Annotated in this window: 11 protein-coding genes; 2 read left to right on the top strand and 9 right to left on the bottom strand. The window is 69.1% G+C overall.

Going from position 1 to position 11,896, the window contains the following annotated elements; translation table 11 throughout:
• Positions 1-23 precede the first annotated feature (23 nt).
• The 3 genes from ACWDUM_RS19260 to ACWDUM_RS19250 are packed head-to-tail and all read right to left on the bottom strand — an operon-like array spanning position 24 to position 3,128.
• The gene (locus tag ACWDUM_RS19260) at positions 24-977 is read right to left on the bottom strand and encodes an amino acid ABC transporter permease (RefSeq protein ID WP_450135157.1); all 954 of its coding nucleotides are present in this window, start codon (positions 975-977) and stop codon (positions 24-26) included.
• 29 nt (positions 978-1,006) lie between these two features.
• Positions 1,007-1,897 carry an ABC transporter substrate-binding protein gene (locus ACWDUM_RS19255; RefSeq protein ID WP_450115549.1) on the bottom strand — a complete coding sequence of 297 codons (891 nt, stop codon included), beginning with the start codon at positions 1,895-1,897 and terminating at the stop codon, positions 1,007-1,009.
• Between the two features lie 58 nt (positions 1,898-1,955).
• On the bottom strand, positions 1,956-3,128 hold the full coding sequence (locus ACWDUM_RS19250) for an isocitrate/isopropylmalate dehydrogenase family protein (protein WP_450135156.1): 1,173 nt from the start codon (positions 3,126-3,128) through the stop codon (positions 1,956-1,958).
• Between ACWDUM_RS19250 and ACWDUM_RS19245 the strand changes: the two genes are divergently transcribed.
• Both ACWDUM_RS19245 and trxA read left to right on the top strand, forming a co-directional pair.
• Complete coding sequence (locus ACWDUM_RS19245) at positions 3,127-3,639, top strand: 2'-5' RNA ligase family protein (protein WP_450115488.1); 513 nt, start codon at positions 3,127-3,129, stop codon at positions 3,637-3,639. The two genes, ACWDUM_RS19250 and ACWDUM_RS19245, sit on opposite strands and share 2 nt — an antisense overlap.
• A gap of 146 nt (positions 3,640-3,785) precedes the next feature.
• The gene (gene trxA, locus ACWDUM_RS19240; RefSeq protein ID WP_450135155.1) at positions 3,786-4,151 is read left to right on the top strand and encodes a thioredoxin; all 366 of its coding nucleotides are present in this window, start codon (positions 3,786-3,788) and stop codon (positions 4,149-4,151) included.
• An 80-nt stretch (positions 4,152-4,231) separates the two neighbouring features.
• Here trxA and ACWDUM_RS19235 read toward each other — a convergent pair whose 3' ends face one another.
• From ACWDUM_RS19235 to ACWDUM_RS19210, 6 genes are read right to left on the bottom strand one after another with little or no spacing between them, the layout of a single operon-like run.
• Positions 4,232-5,005, bottom strand: coding sequence for a PIG-L family deacetylase (locus ACWDUM_RS19235; protein ID WP_450115490.1), 774 nt, complete (start codon positions 5,003-5,005; stop codon positions 4,232-4,234).
• A gap of 19 nt (positions 5,006-5,024) precedes the next feature.
• Positions 5,025-7,760 carry a DNA polymerase I gene (gene polA, locus ACWDUM_RS19230; protein WP_450135154.1) on the bottom strand — a complete coding sequence of 912 codons (2,736 nt, stop codon included), beginning with the start codon at positions 7,758-7,760 and terminating at the stop codon, positions 5,025-5,027.
• A gap of 55 nt (positions 7,761-7,815) precedes the next feature.
• The gene (locus tag ACWDUM_RS19225; RefSeq protein WP_450135222.1) at positions 7,816-8,511 is read right to left on the bottom strand and encodes an ABC transporter ATP-binding protein; all 696 of its coding nucleotides are present in this window, start codon (positions 8,509-8,511) and stop codon (positions 7,816-7,818) included.
• Positions 8,512-8,557: 46 nt separating this feature from the next.
• Positions 8,558-9,523 carry an ABC transporter ATP-binding protein gene (locus ACWDUM_RS19220; protein ID WP_450135221.1) on the bottom strand — a complete coding sequence of 322 codons (966 nt, stop codon included), beginning with the start codon at positions 9,521-9,523 and terminating at the stop codon, positions 8,558-8,560.
• A gap of 26 nt (positions 9,524-9,549) precedes the next feature.
• On the bottom strand, positions 9,550-10,782 hold the full coding sequence (locus tag ACWDUM_RS19215; RefSeq protein WP_450135153.1) for a branched-chain amino acid ABC transporter permease: 1,233 nt from the start codon (positions 10,780-10,782) through the stop codon (positions 9,550-9,552).
• Complete coding sequence (locus tag ACWDUM_RS19210) at positions 10,779-11,837, bottom strand: branched-chain amino acid ABC transporter permease (RefSeq protein ID WP_450135152.1); 1,059 nt, start codon at positions 11,835-11,837, stop codon at positions 10,779-10,781. The genes ACWDUM_RS19215 and ACWDUM_RS19210 overlap by 4 nt, the downstream gene beginning before the upstream one ends.
• Between the last annotated feature and the right edge of the window lie 59 nt (positions 11,838-11,896).

Below are 11,896 nucleotides of genomic sequence, written 5' to 3'. Positions count from 1 at the left end.
TGTCGTCGGTGCAGTAGTCATGGTCATCCTCCCTGTCCGCCGCCCGGCCCGGCGGGCATCCCGGCCTGCGCATCCGCGAGGGCCTGCAGTTGCCGTGCCGTGAGCACCCGGGACAGGCCCTTCGAGTAGTGCCGTTCGAGGTAGAACTGCCCGATCATCAGGATGCTCGTGATCGCGAGATACCAGGTGGCGGCGACGAGCAGCAGCGGGATCGGCTGGAAGTTGGCTCCGGAGATGTCCCTGGCCCGCCCGTACAACTCGCCCGTGTAGGGCACGGCGAGGACCAGCGAGGTGGTCTTGAGCATGCTGATCAGCTCGTTGCCGGTCGGGGGGATGATCACCCGCATCGCCTGCGGCAGCACGGTGCGCCGCATCGTCTGCGCCCAGGACATGCCGAGCGCGGTCGACGCCTCGGTCTGCCCCTCACTGACGGAACCGACTCCGGCGCGCACGATCTCGGCCATGTACGCGGCCTCGTTGAGTCCCAGTCCGACGACGGCGAACAGGAACGCGGCCTGCAGGTCCTGGAGGTCGAAGTGCACGAACTGTGGGCCGAACGGCACGCCGAGGGCGACGTTCTTGTAGATCGACGGGAACAGGCCCCAGAACACCAACTGCACGTACACCGGCGTGCCGCGGAAGATCCACAGGTACACCCACGCCGCGGTGCGCAGCACCGGATTCGGCGACAGGCGCATCACCGCGAGGATCACCCCGAGCACCACCGCGATGAGCATCGCGAGCACGGTCAGTTCGATGGTCCGCAGGGCTCCTTCGGTGATCCGGGCGTCGAACAGGTACCGGCCGTAGACGTCCCAGGCGAAAGCCTCGTTCGTGGCGGCGCCGTAGACGAACAGGGCGACGAGCACGACCACGACGACGGCGGCGATCCAGCGGCCGGGATGGCGGAGCGGGATCGCGCGGATCGGTTCGGGCTCGTCCGCGAGCGCGGGTTCGGATGCCGTGTCCTGTGCCATTGCCCTCCGCCTTCCTGCCGTGACCCGGGTCAGCTCGTCGCGCTGTTGATCTGCGCGGTGGTGACGGTGCCCGAGCCGACTCCCCAGTTGTCGGCGATCTGCTTGTAGGCGCCGGTGTCGATGAGGTGCTGCAGCGCCTGCGCCAGCACCGGCGCGAGCGGCGAACCCTTGGCCACCGGCCACCCGTAGGGCGCCGAGTCGAACTGTTCCCCCGCGTTTTCGAGCCTGCCGTCGCTGCGCTTGATCGCGTACGCGGTCACCGGGGAGTCCGCCGACATGGCATCGATGCGGCCCAGGATCAGCGCGTTGGACACGTCGTCCTGGCTGTCGTACTTGATCTTCGCGATCGGCTGCTTCCCGGCGGCGACGCAGGCCTCACTCTTGGCGGGCACCTCGTCGATGTCCTCGGTGGTGGTGGTCTGCACCCCGACCCGCAGCCCGCAGGCGTCGTTGGGGTCGACCGGTTCACCGGTGCGCTGGGCCCACTGGACGCCGGCGGTGTAGTAGTCGACGAAGTCCACCGTCTTCTGCCGTTCGAGGGTGTCGGTGAACGAGGACATCCCGACGTTGTAGGTGCCGGCCTGCACGGCCGGGATGATCTTGTCGAAGTCGGCCTGGATGAACTCGGCGCGCAGCCCGAGGGTGGCGGCGACCGCGTTCATCAGGTCGACGTCGAACCCGACGATGTTGCCGTTCTCGTCCTTGAATTCGTTGGGCGCGTACGGGACGTTCACGCCGATCTTCAGCCTGCCGCTGTCGCGGACCTGCGGCGGCACCTGTGCGGCGATCTCGTCGACCCGGTCCACGTGGACCGTCTCGGGCGGGACCAGACCCTCGCTGTTGTGCACGCAGCCGGTGACCGCGATCAGCACGGCGACCAGGACACCGAAAGACCGGGCGCGCCGGGGGAATCGACGCACCGACGTCGTCACACCCGCCGGCGAGGACCGCACCCTTCGCAGCGTACTGGCAGGCCGGTCACCGCCGCAGTATTCGCGCGCCCACGGTTTCGGTGAATTCGGCCGTCGACGCCAGGCCGCCGAGGTCGGCGGTCGCGACGCCGGCGGCGAGGGTGTCGCTGACGGCGCGCCGGATGCGCCCGGCCGCCCGCGCCAGCCCGCCGGTGTCACCGCCGCCGAGCCGGCCGGTGCCGCCGCCGGTGTCACCGGGCTCGCCGGTTTCGCGATGGGCGGACAGCCAGTCGAGCAGCATCGCCGCCGACAGCATCAGCGCGGTCGGGTTGGCGCGGTTGCGCCCGGCGATGTCGGGGGCGGCGCCGTGTGCCGCCTGTGCCATCGCCTGCGTCCGAGAGGCGTTCAGGGACGGCGCGGTGCCGAGCGACCCCGACAACTCCCCCGCCAGGTCGGACAGGATGTCGCCGAACATGTTCTCCGTCACCACGACGTCGAAGTCGGCGCCACGCCGGACCAGGTGCGCGGCCATCGCGTCGACATGTTCGGTGTCCACGTGCACGCCCGGGTACCGGTCGGCGACCTCGACGCACACGTCCCGGAACAGTCCGGTGGTCAGCGCCAGCACGTTGGTCTTGTGCACCACCGTCAGCCGTCCGCGACGACTGGCGGCGAGTTCGCAGGCCGTGTGGGCGATCCGCTCGCAGGCCCTGCGGGTGAACACGGCGACGGCGAGTGCGACATCGGGCGTCGGCATGAATTCGCCGCTGCCCGTGTGCATGTTGCGGTCCGCGTAGAAGCCCTCGGTGTTCTCGCGGACGATGACCAGGTCCATGTCCGGCACGGTGGCCCGGATCCCGGCGAAGGCGTGGGCGGGGCGGATGTTGGCGAACAGGTCGAACCGTTTGCGGATGGTGCCGCCCGGCGTCAGGGTCCCACGGAACCGCTCGGGGTAGGCGGCGCTGTCGTGTGGGCCGAGCACCCAGCCGTCCAGCCCTTCGAGTGCGTCGAGGGTCTCGTCGGGGATCGGTGTGCGGTGGGACGAGATCGCGCCCTCGCCGATCGGCAGCTCGACCCACTCGATCGGGGGCTCGCCGGCGGCGGCGACGGCGGTGTCGACGATCCGCCGGGTGGCGGGCACGATCTCGTGGCCGATGCCGTCGCCGACGAGCAGACCCAGGCGCGTCGGCTCGCGTGTGATTGCGCTCGAGGGGTTCACCCGACCATCATTGCTCAGCATGGTGCAGTCCGTGGAACTGCTGCTCGACGCCGACCTCGACACGGCGATTCGCCGGGAGTGGAGGCGACTGTCCGATGCCGCGCTACCGAGCCAGGACGTCGTCCGCAAGTCGACGAACCGGCCACACATCACCCTCGCGGTGGCCCAGCACATCGAGCCGGAAACCGATCTGCTGCTGCAACAGCAGCTGGCCGCCCCGGACCTGCGGCTGTCACTCGGCGGCGTGGTGATCTTCGGAGGGCACCGAAAGACCCTGTCGTATCTGGTGATTCCCACGGCCGGACTGCTGGCGTTGCAGCGGAGCATTTTTCGGGTACTGCACGCGAGTCCGGGCATCCCCGCGCACATCCACCCCGGCGACTGGACCCCGCACATCACCCTCGCCCGACGGGTGTTCCCGGACGAGATAGGGCCGGCGGTGAACCTGTTGACGCCTGCGCACAGCTCCGGCAAGGCGGACGGGATCCGCCGATGGGACGGCGACGCGAAACGGGAATGGCGCATCGCCTGACCGGTGTCGACGGCGGCCTCGGGTCGCGGCAACCGGGAGTTCCGGAAGCGGTCGGGAAGAATGGGCGACGGTCGTGCGTTGAACCGCTCGACGGCAGCGCAGGCTGCACCCACCCGGCCCCGGCGCCGGCGGAGAGAGGATTTCCCTTGGCTACCCAGACCCTGACCCAGCAGAACTTCGACGAGATCGTCACCGGCAGCGACGTGGTGCTGGTCGACTTCTGGGCGTCGTGGTGCGGCCCGTGCCGCCAGTTCGCCCCCACCTTCGAGGCATCTTCGGAGGCACACCCGGACGTGGTGCACGGCAAGGTGGACACCGAGGCCGAACAGGGCCTGGCCGCGGCCGCGAACATCCGCTCGATCCCGACGATCATGGCGTTCCGTGAGGGCATCCTGGTGTTCTCGCAGCCCGGCGCGTTGCCGCAGGCAGCGCTGGAGGACCTGGTCACCCAGGTCAAGGCCCTCGACATGGACGAGGTGCGCAAGCAGATCGCCGCGCAGCAGGAGGCGTAGTCCACCAGCGACATCGGCCCCGTGACGTTCGCCGTCACGGGGCCGATGTCGTCTGCCGAGCCCCGGTCACGGGGCACGCGTCACAGGGCGAGCGCAGTCTCCGTGTAGCCGCCGGGCATGCCACGACGGCGGAACCACTCGAGACCGAAGGCGGAGCGCAACTGCTCCACGGGCATCGCGAGGAACGGTCCGAAATCGCCGACCTGGGTGGCGTGCGCGAGCATCGCCGCCCGCTTGGAGTCGATCTGGCCGGAGACGTCCACGACCGTGGTGATCTGGTCCTCGGGCAGGCCGAAGGTGTCGACGTCCGGCGGCTGCGCCTCCTCCGACCAGGCCGGGTTCGCGGCGATCATCCGCTTCATGTGGTCGCGGTTGACCGCCGCCTCGTAGACGCGGTCCACACCGGCCAGTTCGGTGGCGCGGACGCCGACCCGGTGGACCTGGATGTGATCGGGGTGCCCGTAGCCGCCGTTCGGGTCGTAGATCGTGACCACGTCCGCGGACTCCTCGGCCAGCACCTCGGCCAGTCGTCCCGCCGCGACCTCGACGTCGACGTTGCAGAACGCGTCGGGGTGCGTGTTGTCGTCGGTGCCCGCCATCCCGGAGTCGCGGTAGTGCAGCGGGACGACGCGGTGCACTCCGAGCGCGGCAGCGGACCGGTCCAGCTCGGCGCGGCGGCGCTGCGCGAGGGTCTCCCCCGGGGTCAGGATCCCGTCGGGCACCTCACCGAGCGCCCCGTCGGTGGCGGTGACCAGCACGACGCGGTGACCGGCGTCGGAGGCCTGCCGGATGACCCCGCCGGTGATGAACACCTCGTCGTCGGGGTGGGCATGGAAGCAGACGAGCACCGCCATCGTCAGAGTTCTCCCGTCATCAGTGCGCCGCCGCGTCCCAGCTGCGGCCGTCCCCGACCGAGACGTCCAGCGGCACGGACAGTTCGATCGCGCCGGCCATCTTCTCCCGAACCAGCGCCTCGACCGCCTCCCGCTCGCCGGCGGCGACCTCGAGCACCAGCTCGTCGTGCACCTGCAGCAGCATCCGGGACCGCAGGCCCGACTCGCGCAGCGCGGCCTGCACGTCGATCATCGCGACCTTGATGATGTCGGCGGCAGTGCCCTGGATGGGGGCGTTGAGGGCGGCACGTTCGGCGACCTCGCGGCGCTGCCGGTTGTCGGAGTTCAGGTCCGGCAGGTAGCGGCGGCGACCGAACAGCGTCGAGGTGTAGCCGTCCTTGCGGGCCTGCTCGACCACCTCGTGCAGGTAGTCGCGCACCCCACCGAACCGGGCGAAGTAGGCGTCCATCTGCGACTTCGCCTCCTCGGTGGAGATCTTGAGCTGCTGCGCCAGCCCGTAGGCACTCAGGCCGTAGGCCAGGCCGTACGACATCGCCTTGACGCGGCGTCGCAGTTCGGCGGTGACCTCCTCGATCGGCACCCCGAACGCACGTGAACCGACGAAGCTGTGCAGGTCCTCACCGGTGTTGAACGCCTCGATCAGACCCTCGTCCTTCGACAGGTGCGCCATGATGCGCATCTCGATCTGGCTGTAGTCGGCGGTCATCAGTGACTCGTAGCCTGCGCCGACGACGAATCCGTCGCGGATCTGGCGTCCGGCGTCGGTGCGGACGGGGATGTTCTGCAGGTTCGGCTCGGTCGAGGACAGGCGTCCGGTCGCGGCGACGGTCTGGTTGAACGTGGTGTGGATGCGGCCGTCGTCCGCAACGGACTTGAGCAGGCCGTCGACGGTGACCTTGAGCCGGGTCGCGTCCCGGTGTGCGAGCAGGTGCTCGAGGAACGGGTGCTCGGTCTTCTCGAACAGCGACTCGAGCGCCGCCGCGTCCGTGGTGTACCCGGTCTTGGTCTTCTTCGTCTTCGGCATCTCGAGCTTCTCGAACAGCACCACCTGGAGCTGCTTCGGCGAGCCGAGGTTGATCTGTTCGCCGATCACCTCGTAGGCGGCGTTCGCGGCCGCCGCGACCCGGTCCGCGAACGTGGACTGCAGATCGTGCAGGTGGTCGGTGTCGACGGCGATGCCGGTGCCCTCGACGTCGGCGAGGACACCGAGCAGCGGCAGTTCGAGGTCGGTGAGCAGTCGCGCCGACTCGATCGCGGCGAGTTCGGTGTCGAAGGCGGCGGCCAGGTCGAGAACCGCACGGGCCCGGAGGATCTCGGTTTCCGCGGCCTTCGCCTCGGCGTCGTCCTCGTCGTCGAGCAACGACAGCTGCGCCTCGCCGCCGTCCTCGACCCGCAGCTCCCGCTTGAGGTAGCGCAACGACAGGTCGTCCAGGTTGAAGCTGCGCTGACCGGGCCGCACGAGGTACGCGGCGAGCGCAGTGTCGCTCGTCAGCCCGCCGAGCGTCCAGCCGCGACCACGCAGGGCGTGGATCGCGGCCTTGGCCTCGTGCAGTGCCTTCGGCACGTCGGCGTCGGCGAGCCACGCCGCGAGCGCTGTCTCGTCCTCCTCGGTGACGGTGGACGCGAGCACGTAGCCGCCCTCCCCGTCCGCGGCCGCGATCGCCACGGCGGTGACGTCGCCGCCGTAGGGGGTACCTGCCCCAACCACGGACAGCGCGGCGCGGGCCCCGTCACGCACGTGGGCGTCGAGCCAGCCCGCGACCTCGCCGGGTGCCAGGACACCGCCGCGCACCTCGAAGCCCTCCTCGGCCTCGGGTTCGGCGGACGCAAGGGTGTCGAACAGGCGGTCCCGCAGCACACGGAACTCGAGGTCGTCGAACAGCGCGTGGATCTTGTCCCGGTCCCAGGGCGCGAGCGCCAGCTGCTCCGGGGTGTAGGGCAGCGGAACGTCGCGCACCATCTCGGTGAGCTGCCTGTTCATCACCACCGACGACAGGTTCGCGCGCAGCGAGTCGCCCACCTTGCCGCGCACCTCGTCGACCCGGTCCACCAGATCGGTCAGGGAGCCGTACTCCCGGATCCACTTGGCCGCGGTCTTCTCCCCCACTCCCGGGATGCCCGGCAGGTTGTCGGACGGGTCCCCTCGCAACGCCGCGTAGTCCGGGTACTGCCGCGGGGTGAGGCCGTACTTCTCCTCGACGGCGGCCGGCGTGAAACGGGTCAGGTCCGAGACGCCCTTGCGCGGGTAGAGGACCGTCACGTCGTCCGTGACGAGCTGCAGCGAGTCCCGGTCGCCGGTGCACACCAGCACCCGGAAGCCCTGCTCCGTGGCCTGCGTGGTCAGGGTGGCGATGATGTCGTCGGCCTCGAAGCCCGCCTCGGCCATCACCGGGATGCCCATCGCGCCGAGCACCTCCTTGGTGATCTCGACCTGCCCCTTGAACTCGTCCGGGGTCTTCGCGCGGTTCGCCTTGTACTCGGGGAACGCCTCCGCACGGAACGTCTGCCGGGACACGTCGAAGGCGGCCGCCACGTGCGTCGGCTGCTCGTCACGCAGCAGGTTGATCAGCATGGAGGTGAACCCGTACACCGCGTTGGTGGTCTGCCCGCTGTGTGTCTTGAAGTTCTCTGCAGGCAGGGCGAAGAACGCACGGTAGGCCAGCGAGTGTCCGTCGAGGAGCAGCAGCGTCGGCTTGTCGCCGGAATCGGCGACGGTGGGGTCGAGGTGGGATGCGGGAGACGTTGTCGGGCTCACCGCAGTGAGTCTAGGGAGCGACCCCGACACGATGGCAACGGACACCGCACGCGCGTCACCCGACACCGAGGTAGGCGTGCTTGACCGCCGGGTCGGCGAGCAGTTCGGCGCCGGTCCCGGTCTTCGTGATCTCCCCGGTCTCGAGGATGTACGCGCGGTCGGTGCGGCGCAGCGCCTGCTGGGCGTTCTGTTCAACGAGCAGGATCGTGGTCCCCTGGGCGTTGATCTCGGCGATGATCCGGAAGATCTGGGCGATCACCATCGGCGCCAGCCCCATCGACGGTTCGTCGAGCATCAGCAGCCGTGGCCGGGCCATCAGCGCTCGCCCGATCGCGAGCATCTGCTGCTCGCCGCCGGACATCGTGCCCCCGACCTGCGAACGGCGCTCCCCGAGCCGTGGGAACAGTTCGAACACCCAGTCCAGCCGCTGCGCGTACTCCGCCTTGCTGTCGAATGTGCGTGCATAGCAACCCATGTCGAGGTTCTCCTGCACGGTCATCCCGGGGAACACCCCGCGCCCCTCCGGTACCTGCACCACGCCGAGCCCGACCCGCTCGTGCGCCTTGACGTGGGTGATGTCCCGGCCGTCGAACACGATCCGGCCGCCGCCCAGCGGCAACAGCCCCGACAGCGCCCGCATGGTGGTGGACTTGCCCGCCCCGTTGGCGCCGAGCAGGGTGACCAGTTCGCCCCGGCGCACCTGCAGCGAGATGCCGTGCAGCGCGCGGATCCTGCCGTAGCTCACCACCATGTCGGCGACCTCGAGCAGAGGCGCGGCCTCCACGACTGGATTCGGATCAGGCTGGTTCACAGTCGGGAACCCCCAGGTAGGCGGCGACCACGGCCGGGTTCTCCCGGATCGCGGCGGGCCGGTCGTCGGCGATCTTGCGGCCGAACTCGAGCACCACGATCCGGTCGGTAACCCCCATCACCAGTCGCATGTCGTGTTCGATCAGCAACACGGTGAAGCCGTCGTCGCGGATCTTGCGGATCAGGTCCATCAACGCGGCCTTCTCGCTGGGGTTGAACCCGGCGGCGGGCTCGTCCAGGCACAGCAGTTTCGGTTCGGTGGCGAGCGCCCGGGCGATCTCCAGCCGGCGCTGGTCGCCGTAGGAGAGGTTGCGGGCCTTCTCCACCGCCCGCGGCGCGATGCCGACGAACTCGAGCAGCGCCATTCCGCGCTCGACGGCGTCGTGTTCCTCGCGCCGGTGCCGGGCGGTGCGGAAGATCGCACCGGGCACCGAGGTCCGGTGCCGCGCGTCGGTGCCGACGACGACGTTCTCGAGCGCCGTCATCTCGCCGAACAGCCGGATGTTCTGGAAGGTGCGGGCGATCCCGAGCCGGGTGATCTCGTTGCGCTTGGTCGCCCTGGGGCGAGCGAAGCGACGGGGGGATGACGCGGTGAGCGGCCTGCCGTCGAAGGTCACCGAGCCTGCGGACGGCTTGTAGACGCCGGTGATGGCGTTGAAGCAGGTGGTCTTGCCTGCGCCGTTCGGACCGATCAGTCCGAGGATCTCGCCGCGGCGGATCTCGAAGCTCACGTCGTCGAGGGCGACGAGGCCACCGAACTTCACGGTCAACCCGTCGGTGCGCAGCAGGGCCGAACCCTCTTCGACCCGGATGTCTCGCTGCGGGGCAACGACTTCCGCGACTGCGTCGGGATCGACCAGGGCGGGGTCGAGTGCGGCGACGTCCACCACCCCGGCTGTCGGGACGTCCGTCTCGGGCGCCATCTGCGCCGCCATGTCCTCGTTGTCGAACATCGCGTCGCCGGCGCCCGGTCCCGCGGTCACCGCGCACCTCCGTCGGTCGCCGGTTCCGTCCGGGTGGCAGGCCTGCGCACCGCCTGGTAGACCTGCCTGCCGTAGGCGAGCAGTTTCTGACGCGCCGGGAACAGGCCCTGGGGCCGGAAGATCATCAGCATCACCAACGCGAGTCCGAAGAACAGGTACTTGTAGTCGCCGAGCGATTGGTCGCCGACGTGGATCGACATCGCGCGGTTCGGCAGGTACACGATGATGAACGCACCGACGATGACCCCGAGCTTGTTGCCCTGGCCCCCGATGACGACCGCGCACAGGAACAGCATCGAGTTGATGACGTTGAAGCCGGTCGGGTTGATGAACTGCACCTGCCCGGCGTACAGCGCTCCCGACAGCCCACCGATCGAGGCGCCGATCGTGAACGCCCAGAGCTTGAACTTGAAGGTGGGCACCCCCATCATCTCGGCGGCGTCCTCGTCCTCCCGGATCGCCACCCAGGCCCGGCCGACGCGACTGCGTTCGAGGTTGCCGACGATCAGCAGCACCACGATCACCATCGCCATGCCGACCCAGAACCACCACACGCCGGAGTTCACGTTGCCGCCGGTGTTGCCGGCGGAGAACACCCCGTACGGATTCGCCTCCGACTCGCCGACGTGCGGGTAGGCGATCTGGGACAGGCCCTGACCGCCGTTGGTGACGTCGGTGAGGTTGTCGGCGAGCAACCGGACGATCTCGCCGAACCCGAGTGTGACGATCGCCAGGTAGTCGCCGCGTAGTCGCAGGGTCGGGGTGCCGAGTATCAGGCCGGTGATCGCGGTGATCGCGACCGCGAGCGGAAGACACGACAGCCATGCCCAGTCGGTGGAGAAGAAGGCGCTGGTGCCCATCTTGTTCCACGGACTGTTCGGGCTGGTCAGCAACCCCACGGTGTAGGCGCCGACGGCGTAGAAGCCGACGTATCCGAGGTCGAGCAGCCCCGCCTGGCCGACCACCACGTTCAACCCGATCGCGATGAGCGCGACCATCGCGAATTGGGCCATCACACCGCCGAAGTCGGTGCCCGGGGTGTCCAACAGCGGCGGCCGCCACACCGGCAGGATCGCAATCAGCGCGATCAGGGGAACACCGACCAGCCACTGCATCGGCCGGGCGAGCCCGTTCCACCACTCCCGGATCGCGTCACCGACACCGCGGCCTCGGGCGGTACCGCCGCTGTTCCGCCCGGGCGCCTGGGCGGTCGCCTCGTCGACGCTCATACCCGCACCCTCCCGAGGCTCTCGCCGAGGATCCCGGTCGGCCGGAACATCAGCACCGCGATCAGCAGCACGAACGCGACGACGTCGCGCCATTCCGTACCGAAGACGACCTGCCCGTAGTTCTCCATCAGCCCGAGCAGGAGTCCACCGATCAGGGCGCCGCGCAGGTTGCCGATGCCGCCGAGGACGGCTGCGGAGAACGCCTTGATACCGAGGATGAATCCGCCGTTGTAGATGATCCCGGAGGGGATCTTCAGCGCGTAGAGCATCGCGGCGGCGCCGGCGAGGAGTCCGCCGATCAGGAAGGTGAGCATGATGACCCGTTCCCGGGAGATGCCCATCAGCGTGGCAGTGTCGGGGTCCTGGGCGACGGCTCGGATACCGCGGCCGAACTTGCTGCGGTTGATCAGCATGTCCGTTGCGGCGGTCAGCACCAGCGCGGCGACGATGATCACCAACGTGACGTTCGTGACCGATGCCCCGCCGATCGAGAACACCTCGACCGGCTGTACCAGCTTGATCGGCTGCTGCGCGTTGGTGCCGCCCAGGCCGGGCCAGATCTTCGGCAGCACGTAGTGCACGAATTCCTGGATCACGAACGACATTCCGATCGCCGTGATGAGGAAGACGAGGGGTTTGGCGCCGCGTCGGCGCAGCGGGCGGTAGGCGACCCGTTCGAGGCCGACCGCGGCGGTGCCGGAGACCGCCATGCCGAAGATCATGGCAAGGCCGAGGAACACGACGGTCATCACGACGCCCTCGTTGTACACGTTGCCGCTGGGGGCGAACCCGAGCAGTTGCAGCGCCACGTACTGGCCGAACAGCCCGAGCATGAAGATCTCGGAGTGCGCGAAGTTGATCAGGCGCAGCACACCGTAGACGAGGGTGTATCCGATGGCGACGAGCGCGTAGATGGCGCCGTAGCTCAGGCCGTCGACGGTCAACTGCCAGAAGCTCTTCGTCAGTCCTTCGATGTTGAAGTCGATGTTGCCGGCGAGGAGGTCGACGCTGCCCGAGTACAGGGCGGTCGAGTCGGCGAGTGCGGTCGCGATCATCGCGGTCTCTCGTTCACTGGTGTGGAGGAAGGTCGGCTACGACGGCCGACCGGGCACCG

The sequence above is a fragment of the Rhodococcus sp. NPDC003322 genome (assembly GCF_053589555.1).
Note: the sequence above shows the minus strand (reverse complement) of the source record. Positions and strands in the feature narration are given on the sequence as shown.